At 74.3% G+C, this 23,693-nt stretch carries 22 protein-coding genes and 2 pseudogenes; 16 read left to right on the top strand and 8 right to left on the bottom strand.

Features of this window, described 5'->3' with window-relative positions:
• Nucleotides 1–61 precede the first annotated feature (61 nt).
• Entirely contained in the window at nucleotides 62–412 is a 351-nt protein-coding gene (locus ACI79K_RS06345; protein ID WP_456599268.1) for a nuclear transport factor 2 family protein, read from the top strand.
• Nucleotides 413–428: 16 nt separating this feature from the next.
• Here the strand turns inward: ACI79K_RS06345 and ACI79K_RS06340 are convergent, their stop codons facing one another.
• Nucleotides 429–1,130: a DUF4383 domain-containing protein gene (locus ACI79K_RS06340; protein WP_456587970.1), complete on the bottom strand. Its 702-nt coding sequence runs from the start codon at nucleotides 1,128–1,130 to the stop codon at nucleotides 429–431.
• A gap of 140 nt (nucleotides 1,131–1,270) precedes the next feature.
• Nucleotides 1,271–2,836: a phospholipase D-like domain-containing protein gene (locus ACI79K_RS06335; protein WP_456599267.1), complete on the bottom strand. Its 1,566-nt coding sequence runs from the start codon at nucleotides 2,834–2,836 to the stop codon at nucleotides 1,271–1,273.
• A gap of 213 nt (nucleotides 2,837–3,049) precedes the next feature.
• Here ACI79K_RS06335 and ACI79K_RS06330 point away from each other — a divergent pair, with 213 nt between their 5' ends.
• The 8 genes and pseudogenes from ACI79K_RS06330 to ACI79K_RS06295 all read left to right on the top strand — a co-directional run bounded on the left by ACI79K_RS06330 (nucleotide 3,050) and on the right by ACI79K_RS06295 (nucleotide 7,678).
• On the top strand, nucleotides 3,050–3,391 hold the full coding sequence (locus ACI79K_RS06330; RefSeq protein ID WP_456587972.1) for a hypothetical protein: 342 nt from the start codon (nucleotides 3,050–3,052) through the stop codon (nucleotides 3,389–3,391).
• A 56-nt stretch (nucleotides 3,392–3,447) separates the two neighbouring features.
• Nucleotides 3,448–3,954, top strand: a complete 507-nt coding sequence (locus ACI79K_RS06325; protein ID WP_456599266.1) for an RNA polymerase sigma factor — start codon at nucleotides 3,448–3,450, stop codon at nucleotides 3,952–3,954.
• On the top strand, nucleotides 3,941–4,549 hold the full coding sequence (locus ACI79K_RS06320; RefSeq protein WP_456599265.1) for a methylated-DNA--[protein]-cysteine S-methyltransferase: 609 nt from the start codon (nucleotides 3,941–3,943) through the stop codon (nucleotides 4,547–4,549). The genes ACI79K_RS06325 and ACI79K_RS06320 overlap by 14 nt, the downstream gene beginning before the upstream one ends.
• A gap of 130 nt (nucleotides 4,550–4,679) precedes the next feature.
• A pseudogene (locus tag ACI79K_RS06315) lies at nucleotides 4,680–4,880 on the top strand (SDR family NAD(P)-dependent oxidoreductase); the annotation flags it as partial.
• 20 nt (nucleotides 4,881–4,900) lie between these two features.
• Nucleotides 4,901–5,221: pseudogene (locus ACI79K_RS06310) on the top strand (SDR family NAD(P)-dependent oxidoreductase); the annotation flags it as partial.
• 46 nt (nucleotides 5,222–5,267) lie between these two features.
• Nucleotides 5,268–5,414: a hypothetical protein gene (locus ACI79K_RS06305; RefSeq protein ID WP_456599324.1), complete on the top strand. Its 147-nt coding sequence runs from the start codon at nucleotides 5,268–5,270 to the stop codon at nucleotides 5,412–5,414.
• Between the two features lie 167 nt (nucleotides 5,415–5,581).
• The gene (locus tag ACI79K_RS06300) at nucleotides 5,582–6,466 is read left to right on the top strand and encodes an NmrA family NAD(P)-binding protein (RefSeq protein WP_456588023.1); all 885 of its coding nucleotides are present in this window, start codon (nucleotides 5,582–5,584) and stop codon (nucleotides 6,464–6,466) included.
• Nucleotides 6,467–6,583: 117 nt separating this feature from the next.
• Nucleotides 6,584–7,678 carry an MsnO8 family LLM class oxidoreductase gene (locus ACI79K_RS06295; RefSeq protein ID WP_456599264.1) on the top strand — a complete coding sequence of 365 codons (1,095 nt, stop codon included), beginning with the start codon at nucleotides 6,584–6,586 and terminating at the stop codon, nucleotides 7,676–7,678.
• Here ACI79K_RS06295 and ACI79K_RS06290 read toward each other — a convergent pair.
• The 6 genes from ACI79K_RS06290 to ACI79K_RS06265 all read right to left on the bottom strand — a co-directional run bounded on the left by ACI79K_RS06290 (nucleotide 7,648) and on the right by ACI79K_RS06265 (nucleotide 13,816).
• Nucleotides 7,648–8,472, bottom strand: coding sequence for a MetQ/NlpA family ABC transporter substrate-binding protein (locus ACI79K_RS06290; protein ID WP_456599263.1), 825 nt, complete (start codon nucleotides 8,470–8,472; stop codon nucleotides 7,648–7,650). The two genes, ACI79K_RS06295 and ACI79K_RS06290, sit on opposite strands and share 31 nt — an antisense overlap.
• Before the next feature lie 41 nt (nucleotides 8,473–8,513).
• Nucleotides 8,514–9,173 (bottom strand): methionine ABC transporter permease, encoded by a 660-nt coding sequence (locus ACI79K_RS06285; RefSeq protein ID WP_456587977.1) that lies wholly within the window; start codon nucleotides 9,171–9,173, stop codon nucleotides 8,514–8,516.
• On the bottom strand, nucleotides 9,170–10,261 hold the full coding sequence (locus ACI79K_RS06280) for a methionine ABC transporter ATP-binding protein (protein ID WP_456587978.1): 1,092 nt from the start codon (nucleotides 10,259–10,261) through the stop codon (nucleotides 9,170–9,172). Before ACI79K_RS06280 ends, ACI79K_RS06285 begins: the two co-directional genes overlap by 4 nt.
• A gap of 270 nt (nucleotides 10,262–10,531) precedes the next feature.
• Complete coding sequence (locus ACI79K_RS06275) at nucleotides 10,532–10,840, bottom strand: hypothetical protein (protein ID WP_456587979.1); 309 nt, start codon at nucleotides 10,838–10,840, stop codon at nucleotides 10,532–10,534.
• Nucleotides 10,841–10,938: 98 nt separating this feature from the next.
• Nucleotides 10,939–12,525: a sodium:solute symporter family transporter gene (locus ACI79K_RS06270; RefSeq protein ID WP_456587980.1), complete on the bottom strand. Its 1,587-nt coding sequence runs from the start codon at nucleotides 12,523–12,525 to the stop codon at nucleotides 10,939–10,941.
• A 268-nt stretch (nucleotides 12,526–12,793) separates the two neighbouring features.
• On the bottom strand, nucleotides 12,794–13,816 hold the full coding sequence (locus ACI79K_RS06265; protein ID WP_456599262.1) for an LLM class F420-dependent oxidoreductase: 1,023 nt from the start codon (nucleotides 13,814–13,816) through the stop codon (nucleotides 12,794–12,796).
• A 179-nt stretch (nucleotides 13,817–13,995) separates the two neighbouring features.
• Here ACI79K_RS06265 and ACI79K_RS06260 point away from each other — a divergent pair, with 179 nt between their 5' ends.
• From ACI79K_RS06260 to ACI79K_RS06230, 7 genes are read left to right on the top strand one after another with little or no spacing between them, the layout of a single operon-like run.
• Complete coding sequence (locus tag ACI79K_RS06260; protein WP_456599261.1) at nucleotides 13,996–15,141, top strand: acyl-CoA dehydrogenase family protein; 1,146 nt, start codon at nucleotides 13,996–13,998, stop codon at nucleotides 15,139–15,141.
• Nucleotides 15,138–15,944, top strand: a complete 807-nt coding sequence (locus tag ACI79K_RS06255; protein ID WP_456599260.1) for a TIGR03084 family metal-binding protein — start codon at nucleotides 15,138–15,140, stop codon at nucleotides 15,942–15,944. The genes ACI79K_RS06260 and ACI79K_RS06255 overlap by 4 nt, the downstream gene beginning before the upstream one ends.
• Entirely contained in the window at nucleotides 15,941–17,716 is a 1,776-nt protein-coding gene (locus ACI79K_RS06250) for an acyclic terpene utilization AtuA family protein (RefSeq protein WP_456599259.1), read from the top strand. The genes ACI79K_RS06255 and ACI79K_RS06250 overlap by 4 nt, the downstream gene beginning before the upstream one ends.
• Nucleotides 17,713–19,293 (top strand): acyl-CoA carboxylase subunit beta, encoded by a 1,581-nt coding sequence (locus tag ACI79K_RS06245; protein WP_456599258.1) that lies wholly within the window; start codon nucleotides 17,713–17,715, stop codon nucleotides 19,291–19,293. Before ACI79K_RS06250 ends, ACI79K_RS06245 begins: the two co-directional genes overlap by 4 nt.
• Nucleotides 19,290–21,338 carry an ATP-binding protein gene (locus ACI79K_RS06240; protein ID WP_456599257.1) on the top strand — a complete coding sequence of 683 codons (2,049 nt, stop codon included), beginning with the start codon at nucleotides 19,290–19,292 and terminating at the stop codon, nucleotides 21,336–21,338. Before ACI79K_RS06245 ends, ACI79K_RS06240 begins: the two co-directional genes overlap by 4 nt.
• On the top strand, nucleotides 21,328–22,929 hold the full coding sequence (locus ACI79K_RS06235) for a class I adenylate-forming enzyme family protein (protein WP_456587987.1): 1,602 nt from the start codon (nucleotides 21,328–21,330) through the stop codon (nucleotides 22,927–22,929). The genes ACI79K_RS06240 and ACI79K_RS06235 overlap by 11 nt, the downstream gene beginning before the upstream one ends.
• Nucleotides 22,922–23,692: an enoyl-CoA hydratase-related protein gene (locus ACI79K_RS06230; RefSeq protein WP_456599256.1), complete on the top strand. Its 771-nt coding sequence runs from the start codon at nucleotides 22,922–22,924 to the stop codon at nucleotides 23,690–23,692. Before ACI79K_RS06235 ends, ACI79K_RS06230 begins: the two co-directional genes overlap by 8 nt.
• Nucleotide 23,693 lies beyond the last annotated feature (1 nt).

Genomic DNA, 23,693 nt, shown 5'->3' with positions numbered 1-23,693 from the left:
TCCGCGTCCTGGCCCGCTGCTGCAGCCCTTCCTACGACGTCGTCCCGGAGGTGGACCGGAGGTGACCGCCGACCGCGAGGCCCTGCTGCGCTCGCTGTACGACGCGTTCGACGCGCGCGACATCGAGACGGTGGTGGCGGCGATGACGCCGGATGTGGACTGGCCCAACGGCTGGCAGGGCGGCCGGCTCGTCGGGCGTGACGCCGTCCGCCAGTACTGGGAGCACCAGTGGGCCGAGATCCGGCCGAACCTGCGGCCGACCGCCGTCTCCGAACGCGGGGACGGCTCGGTCGAGGTCGGCGTCCGGCAGGTGTTCCGCGACCCCGGCGGTCTCGTCCTGGAGCGCTCCGACGTCCGCCACGTCTACACCTTCGACGGTCACCTGGTGCGGCGCATGGACGTCGAGCGGTAGCGGCCGACGAGGCCGGTCAGCGGGCTCCGGAGTCGAACTCCATCCACGCTCTCCGCCGGTCCTTCCGGGAGCGCGCCTGCGACATGGCCTCCACCCGGCGACGCTGCTCGTCGGTCGCGTTCCCCTGGGCGACGGCCCGCTCGGCCTCGTGCATCGCCTCCTCGGCCGCGGACTCCGCCGGCGTCTGCGGGGTCTCCTCCACCGGACTGGACTCGTCCCCCGGCTGCTCCGGTGACCGGTAGGGGCTCTCGGCCGGGAGGTTGCCGCTGATCCGGCCGTACGCGCCGAGCAGCAGCAGGACCAGGCCGACGACGGCCGAGAAGACCACGTTGCTGAAGTCGAAGGCGAAGACGTTGAAGTCGGTGCGCAGCACCGCCAGGTTGCCCAGTGCCGACACGAGGAACAGCACCCCGACGGCGATCATGACCGTCGAGGCGACCCGCGCTCCCGCCAGCGCGCCGCCGATCAGCACGAGCCCGACGATCACGGAGACGGTGGACAGCAGACCGTTCGTCGACATGCCCACCACCGATTCGCCGGTGGTCGAGAAGAACGGCAGCCCTCGGGCGAAGCCCAGTACCGCGAACACCAGCAGGACGACACCCACGACGCCCGCTCCCACGCGGTGCACCATGAGCACCCGGTTCCGCACGGCCCGCCGGTCCGCCGGCGACGGCGATGTCGTGGTCGATCGCTGCGGGTCACTCCTGCGGGTCATCGGAAGGGTCCCTCCCTCGGATACCGAGGCGATTGGCGCCTACGCCTCCTGACGTCCGTACCGGCCTGTCTCCGATGAACGAGCCGGGCGCCGGCGGAGTGCCCGCCCGAGCACCGGTCCGGGGCGATCGGCGCGGGAAGTCAGGCGCGCACCCGGTTCCCCGGCCGACGGCGGCGGGCGAAGAAGCGCTCGACCCGGCGCCACCGGTTCGGTGTCTTCTCGGGATCCATGACCTCCGACTCCGCCAGCGCCCGGTCGGCCGGGCCGAGCTGCGGCGGCTCGAACGGCACCAGCGAGCGGCCGGTCGGGCGGCGCAGTCGCTCGATGCCCCGCACCAGGGAGCCGGTGTCGGCGATCGCGGCGGTGACCTCCTCCGGCGCGCAGCCCAGGTGCTCGGCGATCAGCCGGTCCCGGAAGGCGACGATCGTGTCGGCCAGCCCGTCGGCCCCAGGCCGTCCCTCGACCGCTTCGATCGCCAGATCGCACTCGGTGTCCAGGCCCATCGAGCGGTTGTTCACGTTGCTGGAGCCGATGCGGAGCAGCCGGTCGTCGACGACGGTGATCTTGGCGTGCACGTAGATGTGCGCTCGCCGCTCGGTCACCGGGGTGTAGATCCGGAACCGGTCGTGCACGTCGGCCTCGCGGACGATCTCCAGCGCCCGGGCACGCGCGGTGCCCATCGCCTTCTCGGAGAGCCAGCCGTCGGCCGTCCAGGGGTTGACCACGACCACGTCGGGGCCGTCGGGCTCGCGCAGCCGTTCGGCGATCGCCTCGGCGATCCGCCGGCTGGCGAAGTACTGGCTCTCCACGTAGAGCGCCCGGCGGGCACCGGCGATCAGGGCCAGCCACAGCAGCTCGACCTCGTGCACCAGCGGTGTGCCACCGTGCTCGGGCCGGGTGCGGGAGATCGCCACGTCCACGTCGGTGAGCAGGGGGTCGACACCCTCGGGCCAGTGGTCCCGTTCCTCGGGCAGGGGCTCGAGGCGCTCACCGGTGCCGCTCTCCCACCGTTCGCGGGCCAGCTCGGCGAGAGCCCGTGCGGCAGGGCCGGTCATGATGCTGGTCGCGTCGTGCCACGGTCCGGTGAGCCGACCCGGTGCGGGCCCGGTCGCCGGCCGGCAGCGGTGCGGGTTGTCATCGGCGTGGTCGGAGGTGTCCCAGCGGTCCGCGGTGACGTCGATGCCGCCGGCGAACGCCAGGGAGTCGTCGATCACCACGATCTTCTGGTGGTGCGCGCCGCCGACCGGGTGGTGGGTGTCGACGGCGAGGGTGAGCCGTTCGGGGGCGCGCCGGTCCAGGAGCACGATCGGCTTCAGCCCCCGGCCGAGCGCGCGCAGCATCCCCAGGTCCCACTGCAGGACGCCGACGTGCAGGTCCGGGTTCTGCTCCACCGCCCGCTCGAGCACGTCGCCCAGCCGGTCGTCCTGAGGCCGGCCGCCGTCCAGCGGGTCGAGCCGGATGCGGGGATCGAAGTCCCAGCCGATGAACAGCACCCGGCGCCGGGCACCCAGCACGGCGCGCTTGAGGGTGGCGAAGTACCCGGCCGCGTCGACGAAGACCGCGAACCGGGTGGCCTGCTCGATCCGCCAGCAGGTCTCGCCGGGGACCAGCAGCCGTGCGCCCTGCTCGGGCGCACCGACGTCCCCACCCGGCGGGGCGGAGAGCCTGAGCCCGGGATCGGTCCTCGCCTCACCGCCGCCCGTCACACCGGCAGTCTGCCCGGCGCCGAGGGCGGGGACCAACGCCTACCCCCCCGGGACGCCCCGATCGGGTCCTCGGCCGCGGGTGGCCGGGCTCGCCGCCGCGAGCGCGCTCGGGAGCCCGGCGCGCGGCTCCGGACCTCACACCGGAGCACCGGCCGGCGTCTGCCCTCCGAGCCCGAGCGGCGGGCAGCACCGGAACCTGCAGGAGGTCGATCGATGAGCGGCTGGTCGGTGATCGCCGGAGCCGTGTCCACGGGCGTGTTCGCCCTCGCGTCCCTGCCCATGGTGGTCAAGGCGGCACGCACCAGGGACCTCGCGTCCTACAGCGGAGGCAACCTCGCCCTGGCCAATGCCGGGAACGTCATCCACTGGCTGTACGTGGTGCACCTGCCGGTCGGCCCGGTATGGGCGCTGCACGCCTTCAACTCCACCGTGGCCGCGCTCATGTTCAGCTGGTGGCTGCGCGAGCGCCGGCGTCGGGCCACCCTCGGCCCGGACGTCGCCGCGCGTGGCGAGGTGGCCACGTCCGGCGGCGAGACCGTCCGCCGACTTCGATGAGCGAGACTGCGACACCGCAGACCTCACCGATCGACCCGCCGAGGCGTCTACCTGCCGTGCTGCCCTTCGAAGAGATCGTCGCCCGCCACGGCGCTACGGTCCTGCGCGTGTGCCGGGCCGTGGTCGGCCCGGTCGACGCCGAGGACGCGTGGTCGGAGACCTTCCTCGCCGCCCTCCGCGCCTACCCCGGGCTCCCGGAGGACACGAACTGGGAGGCCTGGCTGGTGACCGTCGCCCACCGCAAGGCCGTCGACCTGCACCGCGCCGCACGACGCCGGGCCGTGCCCGTCGAGCCGGTCCCCGAACCCGCCGGGGGCGCCGACGGGGCGGACGAGGAGGTCGCCCGGCACGGCGACCTGTACGACGCGCTGCGCCGGCTGCCGGACAAGCAACGGCAGGCGGTCGCGGACCACCACCTCGCCGGTCTGCCGCACCGCGAGGTCGCCGCCGTGCTGGGCGGCACCGAAGCGGCCGCCCGTCGAGCCTCGGCCGACGGGATCAGGGCGCTGCGCGTCCGCTACCACGATGTCGGACTGGAGGAGACCGTCGATGGACGACCGTGATCCCGGGCTGTTCGCCCGGCTCGACGACGACCTCGCCCCGGCGTTGGAGCGCCTGCACGCCCGGCTGGTGGCCGAGGCCGAGCACGAGGGACTGCTCGACGTCGCCTACCGCGTCATGGACACACCGGTGGGGCCGCTGCTCCTCGCGGCCACCGAACACGGGCTGGTGCGCGTCGCCTACGCCCGTGAGGACCACGCTGCCGTCCTGGCCACGCTGGCCACCAGGATCGGCCCGCGGATCCTGCGCGCCCCCGCTCGGCTGGAGGTCGCGGCCCGGCAGGTCGAGGAGTACTTCGCCGGTAGCCGCACGCAGTTCGACATCCCGCTGGATCTCCGGCTGGCCTCAGGGTTCCGGCGCAGCGTGCTCGAGACCCTGCGCACCGTCGACTACGGCACCACCCGCAGCTACGCCGGTGTGGCCGCCGCAGTCGGGAGTCCACGGGCCGTTCGGGCCGTCGGGACCGCCTGCGCGACCAATCCGCTGCCGGTCGTCGTCCCGTGCCACCGCGTCGTCCGCACCGACGGCACGATCGGCGCCTACATCGGTGGCGCCGAGGCCAAGCAGCGCCTGCTCTCCCTCGAAGGCGCCGCCTGACGGTCCGGCAGCGCGGCGGTGCCGGACGACCTCACATCCGACCCCGCCCGAACGTCTGCTCGGTACCGGCACCAGCGCCGGGGACCACGGCGACGCCCCATCGGCGCCCGAGCAGAGAGGACCCACCCCCATGTCCCGGATCGCACTCGTCACCGGATCCACCCGCGGCCTCGGCCGCGCCACCGCCGCAGAGCTCGCCCGTCGCGGCCACACGGTCGTCGTGGCGAGCCGGAACGCCGTCGCTGCCCGGGAGGTCGCCGACCGGCTGCGCGACGAGGGGCACGACGCCGCGCACGTCGCCCTCGACGTCACGTCGTCGGAGAGCGTCTCTGCAGCGCCAAGGAGCTCGACTCCCGGTACGGCCGTCTCGACGTGCTGGTCAACAACGCCGGGATCCTTGCGGAGGCGACCGGGCCGGCAACGCACGAGTTCACCGATCTCGAGGCTTTCGGCCGCACCCTGGAGACGAACGTCGCCGGCGCGGTGACCGTCATCGAGCACTTCCTGCCCCTGCTGCGCCGCAGCGAGGCTGCCCGGGTCGTGAACGTCTCCTCGACCGTGGGCTCGCTGACCGACCAGTCCGACCCGGACTCGCCGTACTACAGCATGGTGGTGCCCGGGTACCAGGCGTCGAAGGCCGCGCTGAACAGCATCACCATCGGCCTGGCGAAGCACCTGGCCGAGCTCCGCCACGGTCACCTCGGTCTGCCCCGGCTGGGTGCAGACCGATCTGGCCCCCGGCAACCGCGAGCAGGCGCCGCTCACACCCGCCCAGGCGGCTGGGGTCGTGGTGCACGCGGCGACGCTGCCGGCCGAGGCGCCGTCGGGCACCTTCCTGGACGCCGACGGCATCGTGCCGTGGTGACCTCCGCCGGCGCGTCGTCCTCGCCGCCGGGCTCCCGGAGCCGGCACGGGCGACCACGCCGTGCGCCGTTCTTGTCGGTACCCCGCACCAGCATGTCGTGGCGGCACCGGTGGGGAGCGAGCCCGCGGGTGCAGTCCATGGCGGTTCCCGCACGCAGAGGAGGACCAGTGAAGATCGTCGTCACCACGCCCACCGGTTCCGTCGGCTCGCGCGTCGTGCGCCTGCTGCTGCAGGCCGGGCAGCGGCCGACGCTGCTGCTCCGGGACGCCGGCCGGCTCGACCCGGCCACCCGCGCCCTGGTCGACACGGTCGAGGGCGACCAGCGCGACCTCGACGTGGTGCTGCGCGCGACGGAGGGCGCCGACGCCCTGTACTGGGTCAACCCGCCCACGGACGACGACGACCCGATCGAGGCCCAGCGCCGGCTGGGCCGGATCGCCGCCCGCGCCGTGGCCGACAACGGCATCACGCGCACGGTTTTCCAGAGCAGCGTGGGTGCGGAGAAGCGCACGGGTGTCGGGGACATCGACGGCCTGGCCGCTACCGAGGTGGCGCTCGACGGCACCGGCGCCTCGGTCACCCATCTGCGCTGCGGCATGTTCTTCACCAACCTGCTGCTCGACCCGGGCCTCGACGAGGGCGTCTTCCGCGTCGCCCTGCCGGTGGACATGCCCCTGCCGTGGGTCGACCCGCGGGACGTCGGGGACGTCGCCGCCGTGCGGCTGCTGTCCACCACCTGGTCCGGGCGGCACGTCCAGGCCGTCCACGGGCCCGAGGACCTCAGCTGGGCCCAGGTCGCGGACGTCGTGGCCGCGGCGACCGGACGCTCCGTTCGCGTCGAGCGCGTGCCCGACGACGCCATCCGTGCCGGGCTGCGGGCCGCGGGCCTCACCGATCCCCAGGTCGAGGCGATCCTCGGCATGAGCACCGGTCTCCGCGACGGGTTCGTCCCGGAGGACGGCCGGAGCCTGGTGACCACGACGCCCGGCACGCTTGCCGCCTGGGCGTACGAGCACGTGAACCGGCAGGTGGCCCCGGCGCTCGCGGGGTGAGCACCGGAGCGGCGTGACGGCGGCCGAGGTGCCGAGGGGCGCGCCGCCGGTCCCTGCCGACCGCGCGCCCCTGGCGGCCACTGGAACACCTCACGGCCGAGGAGCGCTGGCGCCGACGTGACCGACACGTCCCCGGGGCTGTCCCTGCTCGACCGTTCCCGCACCCGGATCGGCGAGCCCGACGCCGCGGCGCTCCAGGGCAGCGTCGCGCGCGCCGTCCACGCCGAGCAGCTCGGGTTCGAGCGGTTCTGGGTCGCCGAGCACCACGGGGTGCCGGGGATCGCCGGCGCCGCCCCGGCAGTGGTGCTGGCCGCCGTCGCCGGCCGGACGACGACGATCCGGCTCGGCTCGGCCGGCGTGATGCTGCCGCACCACCAGCCGCTCGTCGTCGCCGAGCAGTTCGCCACCCTGTCGGCCTTCGCGCCGGGCCGGGTCGACCTGGGGCTGGGCCGCTCCCCCGGGTTCACCGCGCCGGTGCGCCGCGCCCTGCGGGAGGCCGACCGGGACTTCCCGGCCGACCTCGCCGAGCTGCGCGCCTACCTCACCGGCGCGGCGGAGATCACCCTGCACCCGCAGCCCGTCGGCCCGGTGCCGCTGCACGTGCTGGCGACCGGGCGCGGGCTGCAGGTCGCGGCGGAGCTGGGGCTCCCCGTCATCGTCGGCGGCCCGCTGCTGGGCCTGGCCGGCGACCCCGAGCCCGGGCTGGCCGCGCTGGCCGAGTACCGGCGCACCTTCCGGCCCTCCGGGCAGCAGCCGGAGCCGCGCGTCGCGATCAGCCTCGACGTGCTGGTCGCCGACACCCCGGCGGAGGCCGCGGACCTGCTGCTGCCCGAGGCGTGGGCGATGGCCCGGGCCCGCACCACCGGCACCTTCCCGGCGCTGGAGCCGGTGGCCGCCGTCCGCGCCGCGCACCGCACCCCGCGCCAGCAGCAGTACCTCGAGGAGACGGCTGCGGCGGCGGTCGCCGGCACGCCCGCCCAGGTGGAGAGCCGGCTGGCGGAACTGCTCGACCGCACCGGGGCGGCCGAGCTGGTGGCCGCGGGCAGCACCTTCGACCGGGCGGCCCTGGCCGCCTCCGACGCCTCCCTCGCGGCCCTGTTCGGCCGGACGGCCGGTGCCGGCGTCCCCGCCGGCACCGGCTCAGGAGGTGGCAGCGCCCGGTCGGGGCGCCCCGGGCCGGCTCAGAACGCCGGCAGGACGGCGCCCGAGTAGTTCTCCTCGATGAACTGCCGCACCTCGGCGGAGTGCAGCAGCTCCTCCAGCGCGACGATCCGCTCGGCGTCCTCGTCGCCGCTGCGGACCACGAGCAGGTTCGCGTTCGGGTTGCCCTCGGCCTCCTCCAGCGCGAGGGCGTCCTCGGCCGGGGAGAGGTCGGCGTCGATCGCGTAGTTGCCGTTGATCACCGCGGCGTCGACGTCGGCCAGCGAGCGCGGCAGCTGTGCGGCCTCGACCTGCTGGATCTCCAGGCCCTTCGGGTTGCCCTCGATGTCCAGGGCCGTCGGCGCCGAGTCGCCGGTGTCGGCCAGGGTGAGGAGGTCGTTGGCCTCGAGCAGCCGCAGGGCGCGGGCGGCGTTGGTCGGGTCGTTCGGGATCGCGACCGTACCGCCGTCGGGGAGGTCGGCCAGGGTGGTCAGCGAGGCGGAGTAGATGCCCAGCGGCTCGATGTGCACCGGCTCCAGCGCGGTGAAGTCGTAACCGGCGCTGGCCTCCTGCTCCTCCAGGTAGGGCACCGTCTGGAAGTAGTTGGCGTCCAGCGAGCCGTCGTCGAGGGCGACGTTGGGCTGCACGTAGTCGGTGAACTCGATGATCTCCAGGTCCAGGCCGGCGTCGTCGGCGAGCTCCTCGTCGACGAACCGCAGGATCTCCGCGTGCGGCACCGGGGAGGCGCCGACGCGCAGGGGCTCGTCCGCCGCCGACAGCTCGGCCTCCCCACCTCCGCAGGCGGTGAGGCCGAGCAGCGTGGCGGTGGCGACGGCGGCGAGGGTGGTCCGGGTGGGGCGGAGCATGTGCGGGGTTCTCCTAGCGAGAGGTCGGGTGGTGCGGAGGATCAGGCGTGCGCGAGCCGTCGGGCCCAGCGGTCGCCGGCCCACTGGAGCAGCTGGACCAGCACGAGCAGCAGGACGACGGTGACCACGGTGATGTCGGTGCGGAACTGCTGGTAGCCGTAGCGGATGGCGAAGTCGCCGAGGCCGCCGCCGCCGATGGCGCCGGCCATCGCCGAGTAGCTGATGAGGGCGACGACGGTGACCGTGACGCCCGAGACCAGCGACGGCAGCGCCTCGGGCAGCAGCACCGTGCGGACGACGTCGCGCCGGCGGGCGCCCATCGCCAGGGTCGCCTCGACCTTGCCGTGCCCGACCTCCCGCAGGCTGGTCTCCACCAGCCGGGCGAGGAACGGGACGGCGCCGATGGTCAGGGGCACGATCGTCGCCGTCGACCCGATCGTGGTCCCCACGATGCCCCGGGTGACCGGGGCGACGAGCACCAGCAGGATGATGAACGGCAGCGACCGGCCCAGGTTGACCACCAGGCCGAGGACGCGGTGCAGCGCCGGGCTCGGGGAGAGCGCGCCCGGTGCGGTGACGGTGAGCAGCACGCCGAGCGGGACGCCGAGCAGCACGGTGAGCAGCGTGCTCACGCCCACCATGTACAGCGTCTCCCACGTGGCATCGGCCAGCTGCGGGGCGATCCGGTCCCAGTTGCTCACCGCTGCACCTCCGGGGCGTCGAGGAATCGGGGCTCGTCGGGTCCGTCCGGCGGCCCGGCTGCCGGCTGCTCCTGCTCCCGCCACGCCGCCGGCTCGTCGCCGGGGTGGGCGCGCTCGACCAGGGACCCGCCGTCCCGGAGGCGCTGGAGCGCGGGGTCCAGCCGCCCGTCGTCGCCGGTGACCGAGAGCAGCAGCCGACCGAAGCGGCGGCCGGCGACGGTCTCCACCGACCCGCCCACCACCTCGACGTCGAGCCCCAGCTCGCCGGCGAGGGTGCGCAGCACCCGGCCCTCCGGTGCGGCGTCGGTGACGGTGACCCGGACCAGGTCGCCGGCCCGGCCGGCGACGGGTGGGGCCGGGAGCAGCTGGGCGGCCAGCGGTGACCGGGGGCGGGTCAGCACCTCGGTCAGCGGGCCGCCGTCGACGACCCGGCCGCGGTCCATGAGCACCGCGCTGTCGCACACCGCCCGGACCACCGCCATCTCGTGGGTGATGAGCAGAACGGTCAGGCCCAGGTCGGTGCGCACCTGCCGCAGCAGGTCGAGCACACCGGTGGTGCTCGCGGGATCGAGGGCGCTGGTCGCCTCGTCGCAGAGCAGCACCTTCGGCCGGGCGGCCAGCGCGCGGGCGATCGCGACGCGCTGCTTCTGGCCACCCGAGAGCTGCGCCGGCCGGGCGGCGTGCCGGTCGCCCAGTCCCACCAGGTCCAGCAGCTCCGCCACCCGGCGGCGGCGGTCGGCCCGGCCGACGCCGGCGAGCTCCAGGGGGTGCTCGACGTTCCCGGCGGCGGTGCGGGAGTCGAGCAGGTTGAAGTGCTGGAACACCATGCCGACGGTGCGTCGGGCACGCCGCACGCCGTCGGCGTCGAGGTCGGTGAGCGGCTGACCGTCGACGACCACCCGCCCCGACGTCGGCCGCTCCAGCAGGTTGACCAGCCGGGCGAGGGTGCTCTTGCCGGAGCCGCTGGGGCCCACGACGCCGGCGAACTCGCCGTCGGCGACCGACAGGCTCACGCCGTCGACGGCGACGACCTCGGGTGCCCCCCGGCGCGCGGGGAAGACCTTGCGGACGTCGGACAGCTCGATCACGGGGGCCTCTGGATGGCTCGGCGGGGCAGGGCGCGGACGGGGCCCGGACCGGCGCGGTGGCGCGCGCCGACGACGGGCGGCGCGCGGTGTCTCCGCGAAGGGTGGGCGGCGCGGCGCGCTAGAGCAGGCTCGCCGTGCGCAGGAGGTCGACGGCGCGACGACGCGTCAACGCAACACTCCTCGGCACCCGTCGAGCATGCCGCGCCGCTCGGCCGGCTGCCAGCGGGGCGGGCAAATGTGAGAGAACGCTCAACCAGATGGTCGTGCGGTTCAGTGATCGACCAGCGGAGACGTCGCCTCGGCGCTCGCCGCCGCCCGCCGCGGAACCCCCGGCCGGAGCGCGTCGATCAACCGGTCGTCGAGGGCCGCCGCTCCCCCGGTGACCACCACGGTCGCCGTCCACTCGGTCAGCTCCGTGTTCTGGCCCTGAACGGGTCGGGCCGGCCCCTGCACCCGGAGCGTCGACCAGTCCGGGTCCGCTCCCGCAGCGGCCGCCATCACCCGCAGTTGCCCGCGGAGCCCGGCGGTCACCCGGTCCCGGTCGGAGAACGGCACAGCAGCGGCAGCGCGGTACATCATCGCCCCGAGGTCTGCCCATTTCGGCTGCCCACTACACATATTCAGCGCCCTCGTCACCCCGCGGCACCCCGCCGGTAACCGCGCGTCGGCGGAACGGCTCAGATGAACGGCACCACGACCGCGACGGTGAGCACCGCCAGGCCGAGCGAGAGGTGGCGGTAGTTCTTGTACCAGGGCTTGCCGCGGAGCTCCCCGGACTCCTCGCGCCACGTCTGCCGGTCGAACACCACCTCGGCGATCTTCTCGCGGTCCGGCGCCTCGGTGGACAGCGTGATGGCCACCAGGGTGACCACGCTCAGGAGGAGCATGATCCCGGTCGCGTACAGGAACTGGACGCCGTACAGCTCGAAGATCTCCCCGGTGACGAAGCCGATCACCCCGATGGGGACCACGACGACCAGCGTCCAGAAGGCGGCCGGCGCGGTGGCGCGCTTCCAGAAGATGCCGCCGAGCAGGACGACGACGATCGGCATCGTCACGTAGCCGAGGAACGACTGGAAGTACTGGACGATCGTGTCGAACTGCAGGATGACCGGCGCCCAGGCCACCGCGATGAGCATGAAGATGCCGACGAGCACCCGGCTCATCAGCAGCAGCCGCTTCTCGCTGTACTCCTTGTCACGGGTCTTGACGAAGTCGTTGATCACCAGGCTCGCGGCCCCGTTCAGCACCGAGTCCAGGGTGGACATCAGGGCGGCGAGCAGCGCGGCGACGATCAGCCCGCGCAGCCCGACGGGGATGAACTCGAAGATCAACGAGGGCCAGGCGAGGTCCGGGTTCTCCAGGTCGGGGAAGACGTCGCGGGCGAGGATCCCGGGGAAGATCAGCAGCACGAGCAGCGGCAGCTGCATCAGGCCGGCGAACAGCGCCCCCCACCTGCCGTGGTCCAGGTTCTTCGCCGCCAGCACCCGCTGGACGACGACGTGGTTGGCGACCCAGACGTAGAAGCCGAGCCAGATCGCCCCGGTGAAGATGCCCGGCCACGGCAGGAAGTCGTCGTCGGGTGGAGGCGCGATGGTGAAGCCGTCCTCCGGCGCGAGCTCGGGGAACACCGACCACTGGAAGTCGAACTCCCGGAACACGATGACGAAGATGATGCCGGCCGCCAGGAACAGCAGCACGCCCTGGATCGTGTCGGTGATCATCACCGCCCGCAGCCCGCCGAGGATGACGTACACGCCCGCCAGCACGGCGATCGCCACGATGTGCACGATCATCGGGACGTCGGGGAACAGCAGGTTCAGCACCAGCGCGCCGGCGATCATGCCCCCGGCGGAGTCGATGAGCATGCCCGTGAGCACCGTGAACCCGGAGAACGCGTACCGGGAGCGCCGGTCGTACCGCCGTTCGAGGAACTCCGGGACGGTGCTGATCTTCGACTGCAGGTAGATCGGCAGGATGAGCACCGCGAAGACCAGCAGGACGAGCGTGGCCATCCACTCGAAGTTCCACACCGCGATCCCGGTGTCGTAGCCGGCTCCGGCCAGCCCCAGGAACTGCGTGCCCGAGAAGTTGGTGACGATGAGCGAGAAGCCCACGAGCGGCCACGCCATGCCGCGGCCGGCGAGGAAGTAGTCGTCGGAGTCCGAGGTCCGCCGGGACACCCAGTAACCGATCCCGATGATCATGACCACGTAGGCGCCGATGACCACGAGGTCAACGGTCGCGAGGTCGAATTCCGGCATGGCACCGCCCTCCCCCTGCGCCTCGTCGCGCACCGTCCAAGTTGGCGGAAGAGCGGGCCTCCCGCGACTCGGAACCGGGTCGCCTCGGCGCCGCCGCCCGGCCGGTCAGCCGGGAGCGAGCAGCGCCACCACCTGGCAGCGGATCTCGAGGTCCTCGCGGGCGGTCACCACCACCGTCCGCGCCGGCGCGCCGTCGCGTTGTCCGCTGCACGCCGACGGCTCCAGCGGTCGGGGGCGAGGGTGTCCAGGTGAACTCCCGGCGCCGTCGTCAGCCGGTGAGCTCGGCCATCATGCGCAGGGTCTCCGGAGAGCCACCGACCAGCATCGTGGTGACGAGCGACTCCTCCCAGGCCGCGAGGTCGTCGGCGATCTTGGCCCGTGACCCCACGAGCGCCACCTTCTCCACCATCGCCAGCGGGACGGCCGCCGCCGCCTCGTCCCTCCGGCCGGCCAGGTACAGCTCCTGGATGCGAGCGCACTCGGCCTCGAAGCCCATGCGCGCGAAGACCTCGTAGTGGAAGTTCACACCCCGGGCACCCATCCCGCCGACGTAGAGGGCGAGCATCGGCCGCACGCGGTCGGCCGCGGCGTCGACGTCGTCGGCCACCTCCACCTGGACCATGCAGGCGACCTCGAAGCCGTCGGCGCCCCGGCGGGCCCCCGGGCGGGCGAAGCCCTCGGCGAGCGACTCCCGGTAGTGCCCGTCGTCGTGCGGTGAGTAGAACAGCGGGATCCAGCCGTCGGCGATCTCCGCGGCCAGCGCCACGTTCTTCGGCCCCTCGGCCGCCAGCAGGACCGGGATGTCGGTGCGGAGCGGGTGCACGGTCGGCCGCAGCGACTTCCCCAGCCCGGTGCCGCCCGGGAACGGGATGCGGTAGTGCTCGCCGTCGTGGCGCACGGGCTGCCGCGCGAACACCTGCCGCAGCACCTCGACGTACTCCCGGGTGCGGGCGAGCGGCCTGGGATAGGGCTGGCCGTACCAGCCCTCCACCACCTGCGGCCCGGAGACCCCGAGGCCCAGGACGAACCGCCCGCCGGAGAGGTGGTCCATCGTCAGCGCCGCCATGGCGGTGGCCGTCGGCGTCCGGGCGGACATCTGCACCACCGAGGTGCCGAGCCGCAACCGGGTGGTCGCGCTGCCCAGCCAGGCCAACGGGGTGAGGGCGTCGGACCCGTACGCCTCCGCGGTCCACACCGACTCGAAGCCCAGGCGCTCGGCCTCGGCGACCAGCTCGGCCTGACCCGGCGGCGGCCCGGCCCCCCAGTACCCCAGCGACAGCCCCAGCCTCATCGAACCCCCTCCTGTCCGGCGTGCCGTGCGACGGCGGTCGACCGGCGTGGGCGGCCGGCGACGAGGCGCGACGTTAGCGCAGCGGGTTGTTGTGCGGGTCACACCCGGCTGATAGACCTGACGGCGTCGTCAAGTTCGGCCGGTGGCGCTGCCGTCGGCCATTCCCACCGGGAGTTCCGATGCGCTTCACCGACGAGCACCACGCCTTCCGGAAGCTGGTGCGCGACGTCGTCGACCGGGAGATCGCCCCCCACGTCGACGAGTGGGAGGCGGCGGGCACCTTCCCGGCCCACGAGCTGTTCCCGAAGCTCGGCGAGCTCGGCCTGCTGGGGCTCGAGTACGACCCCGAGTACGGCGGGCAGGGCGCCGACCACCTGTTCAGCGTGATCCTGTGCGAGGAGCTGCACCGTTCCGGGTGCGCCGGCGTGCCGATGGCGATCGGCGTCCAGACCATGATGGCGACGCCGTCCCTGCACGAGTTCGGCAGCGACGAGCTCAAGCGCCGCTACCTGGAGCCCGCGATCCGGGGCACCGCCGTCTGCTCCATCGCGGTGACCGAGCCCGGCGCCGGCTCCGACGTCGCCGGGCTGCGCACCCGCGCGGTGCAGGACGGCGACGAGTGGGTGATCAACGGCAGCAAGCTGTACATCACCAACGGCACCCAGGCCGACTGGCTGTGCCTGCTGGCCCGCACCTCCGACGAGGGCGGGCACCGCGGGATGAGCCAGATCATCGTGCCCACCGACGCCCCCGGCTTCGCCGTCTCCCGGAAGCTCGACAAGCTGGGCAACCGCTCGTCCGACACCGCCGAGCTGTACTTCGAGGACGTGCGGGTGCCGGTGTCGAACACCATCGGCACGGTCGGCCGCGGCTTCCAGCAGCAGATGTCGCAGTTCGTGGTGGAGCGCATGTTCGCCGCCTACGGCGCGGTGGGCAGCTGCCGGATGGCGCTGGAGCGCACCCGGGACCACCTCCAGCAGCGCCAGGCCTTCGGCGGGCCGCTGCTGGCCAGCCAGTACATCGCCTTCCGGCTGGCGGAGCTCGCCGCGCAGGTCGACCTGCTGCAGTCGCACAACTACGCGTGCGCGGAGGCCTACCTGAACGGCGAGGACACCACCCGCCAGGCCACGGTGGCCAAGCTGACCGCCGGCCGGCTGCTGCGCGAAGTAGCCGACACGTGCCTGCAGTTCCACGGCGGCATGGGCTACATGGAGGAGACCTGGACCGCCCGGTTCTTCCGGGACAGCCGGCTCGCCTCGATCGGCGGCGGCGCCGACGAGGTGATGCTGCAGGTGCTCGCCCGGATGCAGGGGTTCTCCGCGTGAGCGACCGCAGCGCCCTGCTGGCCGCCCTGGTCGACGACCTCACGGCCGAGTCCGCCGACCTCGACGCCCGGGTGGCGCCGCTCGACGACGCCGGGTGGCGCACGCCCACCCCCGCGGCCGGCTGGGACGTCCGCGACACGATCAACCACCTGCGGTTCTTCGACCGGGACGCCCTCCTGGCCGTGACCGACCCCGCCGGGTTCGCCGCCCTGGTCGAGGGGCTCGGCGACGCAGCCGGCGACTACGTCGAGCGGCGCACCGCCGAGGGCCGGGACACGCCCCCCGCGGAGGTCCTCGCCGACTGGCGGGCCGGCCGGGAGGCGCTGGCCGCCGCCCTCCGCGCGACCGACCCCGGCGTGCGGGTGCCGTGGTTCGGCCCGCCGATGAGCCCGGCGTCGTTCGTGACCGCCCGGCTGATGGAGACGTGGGCGCACGGTCAGGACGTCGTCGACGCCCTCGGGCAGGACCGCCCGGGCACACCGCGGCTGCGCTCGGTCGCCGAGATCGGCGTGCGTGCGCGGCCCTTCTCCTACGCCGTCCGCGGGCTGCCGGTGCCCGACCGCGCGGTCCGCGTGGAGCTGACCGGGCCCGGTGGCGAGCGGTGGACGTGGGGGCCCGCGGACGCCGCCGACACCGTCCGCGGCCCGGCGCTGGACTTCTGCCTGCTGGTGACCCAGCGCCGGCACCGCGACGACCTCGCCCTGGAGGTCACCGGGCCGGCCGCGCAGGAGTGGATGTCGATCGCGCAGGCCTTCGCCGGTCCCCCCGGCGCGGGTCGGCAGCCGCTGGGCGGTGCCCGGTGACCGCACCCCTCCGCATCGCCAACGTCTCCGGTTTCTACGGCGACCGGCACAGCGCCATGCGCGAGATGCTGGACGGCGGCGAGGTCGACGTCCTCACCGGCGACTACCTCGCCGAGCTGACCATGCTCATCCTCGGCCGGCAGAAGGCCGAGGACCCGGCCGCCGGGTACGCCCGCACCTTCCTCTCCCAGCTGGAGGAGTGCCTGGGCACGGCGCTGGAGCGCGGCGTCCGGATCGTCAGCAACGCGGGCGGGCTCAACCCGCAGGGGCTCGCGGCGGCGGTCACCGAGCTCGGCCGGCGCCTCGGGACGCCGGTGCGGGTGGCCACGGTCGGTGGCGACGACCTGCTGCCCCGCCTCGCGGACCTGCGCGACCGCGGCCTGCTCCGCGCCGGTGACACCCCACCCGGGGACGGCGAGGTTCCCGACGCCCTCACCGCCAACGCCTACCTCGGGTGCCGGGGGATCGTCCGGGCCCTGCAGGGCGGCGCGGACGTCGTCGTCACCGGCCGGGTCACCGACGCCAGCCTCGTCGTCGGCCCGGCGGCCTGGCACCACGGCTGGGGGCCCGACGACCTGGACGCGCTCGCCGGGGCCACCGTCGCCGGGCACGTCCTGGAGTGCGGCGCCCAGGCGACGGGCGGGAACTTCAGCTTCTTCGCCGAGCTGCTCGACGCCGACCCCGCGGCGCTGGACTCCATCGGCTTCCCGCTGGCCGAGATCGCCGCCGACGGCACCTCGGTGATCACCAAGCACCCGGGCACGGGCGGGGCGGTCACCGTGGAGACGGTCACCGAGCAGCTGCTCTACGAGCTCACCGGCAGCGCCTACGGCGGGCCCGACGTCGTCACCCGCTTCGACGGCCTGCGGCTGCGGCAGGCCGGCCCCGACCGGGTCGAGATCACCGGGGCCCGCGGGCTGCCCGCCGGGGAGTGGCTCAAGGTGGCGGTCAACCGCCTCGGCGGCTTCCGCAACTCCATGACCCTGCCGCTGACCGGTCTGGACGTCGAGCGCAAGGCGGCGCTGCTGCGCCGCCAGCTCGCCCCCGCGCTCGAGGCGATCGAGGACGTCACGGTGGCGCTGGCCCGCACCGACTCGCCGGATGCCGACGTCCAGGAGGAGGCCGCGGCCCTGCTGCACGTCACGGTCAAGGACCGCGACCGCCGGAAGGTGGGCAAGGGCTTCACCGTCCCGGTGATCGAGCTCGGCCTGGCCAGCATCCCGGGCTTCCACGCCACCGCCGCGCCGCCCAGCCCCTCGCCGTACGGGGTGTACTCGGCGGCCTGGGTGCCGGCCGGGGAGGTGCCGCAGGTCGTCGGCCTGCCCGACGGGACGACGGAGACGCTGTCCCCGGCCCCCGCGGCGGCTCCCGGCGCGCCGCCGCCCGACCCTGTCGCCGCGCCGACGTGGGCGGGCGACGCCACCACCGCGGCCGTCCCGCTCGGCCGGGTCGCCGGTGCCCGCAGCGGCGACAAGGGCGGGGCGGCGACCCTGGGCGTCTACGCGCGCTCCGACGACGGCTACGCCTGGCTCGCCGCGTTCCTCACCCCCGACCGGCTGCGGGCGCTGCTCCCCGAGGCCGCCGCCCTCCCGGTCACCCGCGAGCTGCTGCCCGGCCTGCGGGCGCTGCTGTTCCAGCTACCCGGTCTCCTCGGCGACGGCGTCGCCGCGGGCACCCGGTTCGACCCCCAGGCCAAGGCCGTGGGCGAGTGGCTGCGCTCCCGCGTGGTCGACGTCCCGGCCCGGCTGCTGCCACCGGAGGTGGATTCGTGACCCTGCTCGACGAACGCGCCGCGGCCAACCGCGCGGCGATGCTCGACCGGCTGGCCGAGCTCGAGGAGGAACGCGGCCGGGCCAACGCCGGCGGCGGCGAGAGCGCCGTGGCCCGGCACCGCGACCGGGGCAAGCTCACCGTGCGGGAACGGATCGAGCTGCTGCTCGACCGGGACAGCCCCTTCCTGGAGCTCTCCCCCTACGCCGCCTGGGGCACCGACTTCCCGGTCGGGGCGAGCACCGTCACCGGCATCGGCGTCGTCGAGGGCGTGGAGGTGATGATCTCCGCCAACGACCCGACGGTCCGCGGCGGCACCTCCAACCCGTACACGCTGCGCAAGTCGCAGCGCGCGCACGACATCGCCGAGACCAACCGGCTGCCGTTCGTCAGCCTGGTCGAGTCCGGCGGTGCGGACCTACCCACCCAGTCGGAGATCTTCATCCCCGGCGGCCGCGGCTTCCGCAACCTCACCCGGCTCTCCGCCCAGGGCATCCCCACCGTCGCGCTGGTCTTCGGCAACAGCACCGCGGGGGGCGCCTACGTGCCCGGCATGAGCGACCACGTGGTGATGATCGACGGCCGCAGCAAGGTGTTCCTGGCCGGACCGCCGCTGGTGAAGATGGCTACCGGCGAGGAGGCCGACGAGGAGTCCCTCGGCGGGGCGTCGATGCACGCCCGCGTCTCCGGCAGCGCCGACCACCTCGCCGTCGACGAGGTCGACGCCATCCGGCTGGGCCGGCAGATCGTGCGCAACCTCAACTGGCGCAAGCAGGGCCCGGGCCCCTCACGCCCGGCCGACCCCCCGCTGCACGACCCCGAGGAGCTGCTCGACCTGGCGCCCGCCGACCTGCGGCAGCCACTGGACCCGCGCGACGTGCTCGCCCGCATCGTCGACGGCAGCCGCTTCGACGAGCACAAGCCGCTGTACGGCACCTCCCTGGTCACCGGATGGGCGAGCATCCACGGCTACCCGATCGGCGTGCTGGCCAACGCCCGCGGCGTGCTGTTCCGGCAGGACGCCGAGAAGGCCGCGCAGTTCATCCAGCTGGCCAACCAGACCGACACCCCGCTGCTGTTCCTGCAGAACACCACCGGCTACATGGTCGGCACCGAGTACGAGCAGGACGGCATCATCAAGGCTGGGTCGCAGATGATCAACGCGGTGTCCAACAGCGCGGTCCCGCACATCACCCTCAACATCGGCGCCTCCTACGGCGCCGGCAACTACGGCATGTGCGGCCGCGCCTACGACCCCCGCTTCCTCTTCACCTGGCCCAACGCCAAGAGCGCGGTCATGGGCGCCGCCCAGCTCGCCGGCGTGCTCGACATCGTCGGCCGGGCCAGCGCCCGGGCCCGCGGCCGCGACTACGACGAGGAGGCCGCGGCCGCCATGCGCGCCGCGGTGGAGCAGCAGATCGAGGCGGAGTCGCTGGCGCTGTTCCTCTCCGGCCGGCTCTACGACGACGGCATCATCGACCCCCGCGACACCCGCACCGTCCTCGGGCTGGCGCTCTCGGCGATCTCCAACGCACCGGTCCGAGGGCTGCACGACGGATGGGGGGTGTTCCGGCTGTGAGCCGCACCCTGAGCTGCGTCCTGGTCGCGAACCGGGGCGAGATCGCGCGGCGGGTCTTCACCACCGCACGTGCCATGGGCCTGCGCACGGTGGCGGTGCACTCCGACGCCGACGCCGACGCGCCGTTCGTCCGCGAGGCCGACGTCGCCGTCCGGCTGCCCGGCAGCACGCCCGCCGAGACCTACCTGCGCGCCGACCTCGTGGTGGCCGCCGCGCTGCGGGCCGGCGCCGACTGCGTCCACCCCGGCTACGGCTTCCTCTCCGAGAACGCCGACTTCGCCCGTGCGGTCGCGGCGGCGGGGCTGGTGTTCGTCGGCCCCGACCCCGAGGCCGTCGAGGCCATGGGCAGCAAGCTCGCCGCGAAGGAGCTGATGAGCCGGGCCGGGGTGCCGACCCTGCCGAGCGTGGACGCCACGGGGCTGTCCGGCGACACCCTGGAGAAGGCCGCCGGTGAGGTGGGCTACCCACTGCTGGTCAAGGCCTCCTTCGGCGGGGGTGGCCGCGGCATGCGGGCCGTGCGCGGGTCGGACGAGCTGGCCGACGCGGTGGCCGGCGCCGGCCGGGAGGCGGCCTCGGCCTTCGGCGACGGCACCGTCTTCCTCGAACGCCTGGTCGAGCGGCCGCGGCACGTCGAGGTGCAGGTGTTCGGCGACCGGCACGGCACCACGGTGGCGCTGTTCGAGCGGGAGTGCTCCATCCAGCGCCGGCACCAGAAGGTCGTCGAGGAGGCCCCCTCCCCCGCCGTCGGCCCCGAGCTCCGGGCCCGGCTGCAGGAGGCCGCGGTGGCCGCCGCGCGGGCGATCGGCTACGTCGGCGCCGGCACGGTGGAGTTCCTGCTCGACGAGTCGGGCGAGTTCTTCTTCCTCGAGATGAACACCCGGCTGCAGGTCGAGCACCCGGTCACCGAGGCGGTCACGGGGCTGGACCTGGTACGCCTGCAGTTCGACGTCGCCGCCGGCCGTCCGCTGCCGGCGGCGGCCGTGTCGGCCACGTCGTCCGGCTCGGCGATCGAGGTGCGGCTCTACGCCGAGGACCCGGCGCGCGGCTGGCTGCCGCAGTCGGGGCGGCTCGCCGACTTCGCGATCCCGGCCGACACCGCCTTCCGCACCACCGCCGGGCCCGGCATCCGGGTCGACAGCGGGGTGGAGGCCGGCGGCGAGATCGGCGTGCACTACGACCCGATGCTGGCCAAGGTCATCGCCTGGGCGCCCGACCGGTCGTCGGCGGCGCTGGCGCTGGCCGGGGCGCTGGCCCGGGCGCGGTTGCACGGGCTGACCACCAACCGCGACCTGCTGGTGCGCGTGCTGCGCAGCGAGGCCTTCCTCGCCGGGGAGACCGACACGGGGTTCCTCGACCGGCACGGGCTGGCGCAGCTGGCCGCCCCGCTGGTCGACGAGGCCGCACGGCGTCGGCACGCCGTCGTGGCCGCGCTGGCCGGAGCGGCGCTGCGGCGGGCCGGCGCGCCGGTGCTGGGCGGGCTGCCGTCGGGCTGGCGCAACAACCCCACGGCCCCGCAGGTCACGGTCTTCGACACCGGCACGGTGCGCTACCGGATCGGCTCGGCAGGCGTCACCGCCGACGTGGACGGCGAGCCCGTGCCGCTCACAGTCCTCGGTACGTCGGTCCCGGCCCCCGGCCGGGTGCGGCTGGACCTCGAGCTCGGCGGGCTGCGCAGCACCTACGACGTGCACGCCGACGGCGACCGCTGGCACGTCGACGGTCCCGAGGGCGGCAGCACGCTGGTCGAGCAGCCCCGGTTCCCGGAGCCGGGCGCCGCCGTGCAGCCCGGATCCCTCACCGCCGCCATGCCCGGAACCGTGGTCCGGGTGGCGGTGGCCGAGGGCGAGCAGGTCGCCGCGGGCCAGCTGGTGCTGGTCCTGGAGGCCATGAAGATGGAGCACCCCGTGGTCGCGCCGGCCGACGGGGTGGTCACCCACCTGCACGCCGACGTGGGCCGGCAGGTGGAGACGGGCGCGGTCCTCGCGGTCGTCGGCGAACCCCCCGCACCGCAGACCGAGACCGAAGGGAACAGCCATGCGTCCTGACCTGTCCGGGGTCGACCCCCTGGAGCTCAACCTCGCGACCCGCTTCTCGGTCGGCGACATGCTGACCCGCACCGCCCAGCTGTTCGCCCACCGCACCGCGATCGTCGACGGCGACGAGGAGATCGGCTACGCGCGGCTCGACGGGGCGGCCGAGGCGTTCGGTCGCGGCCTGCTCGACGCCGGCGTGGGCCGCCAGGAGCCCGTTGCCTTCCTGCTGGGCAACTCGTGGCGCTTCGCCGCCAGCTTCTTCGGCTGCGCGAAGGCGGGGCTGGTGGCGCTCCCGGTGAACCTGATGCTGGCACCGGAGGACATCGGCTGGATCCTCGCCGACTCCGGCACCCGCACCGTCGTCGCCGATCCGCCGTTCCTCCCGCTGCTGGAGGCGGTGCTGCCGCAGCTGCCGCAGATCACCACGGTGATCGTGACCGGCGACCAGGCCCCGGCGTCGGTCGCCGGCCGCGACGTGCGGCGCTGGGACGACGTCGCCACCGACCCCACCCCGGTCCAGGTGATCGTCGAGGACCGCGACACCCTGCACTGCCTCTACACCTCGGGTACCACGGCCCGGCCCAAGGGCGTGCTCACCAGCCACCTCTCGGTGCACGTGGGCGTGCTGAGCAACGCGCTGCAGACCGGCCACCGGCGGGGGGACGAGTTCTCCGTCCTGCCGATCGTGCTCCCCCTGTTCCACACGACCGCGCTGGACACCCTCCTGCTGCCGATCCTGCTCACCGGCGGCACCGCCGTGCTCCCCCGCGGGTTCGAGCCGGAGGGCTTCCTCGAGGTCGTGGAGCAACGGCGGGCGACGCACCTGATGCTGCTGCCGATGATGTACGGCGCGCTCCTGGCCTCCCCCGGGATCCGGACCCGCGACCTCTCCTCGGTGCGGCTGTGCATCTACGCCATGGCCCCCATGCCCCAGGAGCGGATCACCGCGATCGCCGCCGCCTTCCCCAACGCCCAGGTGCTGCTCGGCTCCGGGCAGACCGAGTGCGTACCCGCGACGGTGTTCCAGTGGCCGGCGCACCAGGAGACCAAGGCGGCGTCCTGGGGTCCGTCCACGGTCACCGTCGACACCCGGATCATGGACCCGGCCGGCGCCCTGCTGCCCGCGGGCGAGACCGGCGAGATCGTCTACCGCGGCCCGCACGTGATGAGCGGCTACTGGAACAACCCGGCCGCCAACACCGCCGCGTTCGCGCACGGCTGGTTCCACAGCGGCGACGTCGGCCACCTCGACGACGAGGGCGTCGTCTGGTTCACCGACCGGGTCAAGGACATGGTGAAGACCGGCGGCGAGAACGTCTCCTCGGTGGAGGTGGAGCGGGTGCTGCTGGCCTCCTCCGAGATCGCCGAGGCGGCGGTCATCGGGGTGCCGGACGACCGCTGGGGCGAGGCAGTGACCGCGGTGGTCGTGCCGGCCGACCCGGACACCGACCCGGTCGCGCTGGCCGAGCGGCTGCTCGCCCACTGCAGGCAGCACCTGGGCGGCTTCCAGGTGCCCAAGCGGATCGAGGTCCGCGCCGGGCTGCCGAAGACGGCGACCGGGAAGATCCAGAAGCACGAGCTGCGGGACGAGTTCCGTGCCTGACGACCGCCTGGTCCAGGTCGCCCGGCGGGGGCCGGCCGCCGTGCTGACCCTGGACTCCCCGCACAACCGCAACGCGCTCTCGCGTGCCCTGGTCGAGCAGCTCCACGCGGCGCTGGGTGCGGCGCTGGCCGACGCCGCCGTCCGCGTGGTGGTGCTGACCGGGGCGGGCCCGGTGTTCTGCTCGGGCGCCGACCTGAAGGAGCAGCGGGCCGGCGGGGCTCCCGGCGCGGTCGGCCTGCCGGAGGTGCTGACCCTGCTCCTGACGGGGCCCAAGCCCGTGGTCGCCCGGGTGAACGGGCCGGCGCGGGCCGGTGGACTCGGCCTGATCGCGGCCTGCGACCTCGCGGTGGGCCCCGCGGCGGCAACCTTCGCGTTCAGCGAGGTCAGGATCGGTGTGGCGCCGGCGATCATCGCCGTCCCCGTCCTGCGGCGGATGGACCCGCGGGCGGCGCGGGAGCTGTTCCTCACCGGCGAGCCGTTCGACGGTGCCCGGGCCGGGGCGGCCGGTCTGCTCGACCGGGTCGTGCCCGACGACCGGCTCGACGCCGCCGTCGACGAGCTCGTGGAGCAGCTCGGCCGCGGCGCCCCGGAGGCGCTCGCGGTCACCAAGCGGCTGCTCCGCGAGCTGCCCGGCGCCGACCTGCAGGAGGACTTCCGCCGCATGGCGGAGGTGTCCGCCGAGCGGTTCGCCTCGGCCGAGGCGCGGGAGGGCATCGCCGCGCTGCTGGAGAAGCGCCGACCGGCCTGGGGCCTCGACGCCTGAG

It is taken from the genome of Blastococcus sp. SYSU DS0616 (assembly GCF_054051015.1).
This window is presented reverse-complemented; position numbering and strand designations above follow the sequence as displayed.

What these genes read in the sequence shown, in the direction of transcription:
- ACI79K_RS06320 (WP_456599265.1), top strand. Translation starts at nt 3,941, where the DNA reads ATGGACGACCGTGATCCCGGGCTGTTCGCCCGGCTCGACGACGACCTC.
- ACI79K_RS06275 (WP_456587979.1), bottom strand. Translation starts at nt 10,840, where the DNA reads ATGATGTACCGCGCTGCCGCTGCTGTGCCGTTCTCCGACCGGGACCGG.
- ACI79K_RS06330 (WP_456587972.1), top strand. Translation starts at nt 3,050, where the DNA reads ATGAGCGGCTGGTCGGTGATCGCCGGAGCCGTGTCCACGGGCGTGTTC.
- ACI79K_RS06260 (WP_456599261.1), top strand. Translation starts at nt 13,996, where the DNA reads ATGCGCTTCACCGACGAGCACCACGCCTTCCGGAAGCTGGTGCGCGAC.
- ACI79K_RS06265 (WP_456599262.1), bottom strand. Translation starts at nt 13,816, where the DNA reads ATGAGGCTGGGGCTGTCGCTGGGGTACTGGGGGGCCGGGCCGCCGCCG.
- ACI79K_RS06290 (WP_456599263.1), bottom strand. Translation starts at nt 8,472, where the DNA reads ATGCTCCGCCCCACCCGGACCACCCTCGCCGCCGTCGCCACCGCCACG.
- ACI79K_RS06235 (WP_456587987.1), top strand. Translation starts at nt 21,328, where the DNA reads ATGCGTCCTGACCTGTCCGGGGTCGACCCCCTGGAGCTCAACCTCGCG.
- ACI79K_RS06340 (WP_456587970.1), bottom strand. Translation starts at nt 1,130, where the DNA reads ATGACCCGCAGGAGTGACCCGCAGCGATCGACCACGACATCGCCGTCG.
- ACI79K_RS06270 (WP_456587980.1), bottom strand. Translation starts at nt 12,525, where the DNA reads ATGCCGGAATTCGACCTCGCGACCGTTGACCTCGTGGTCATCGGCGCC.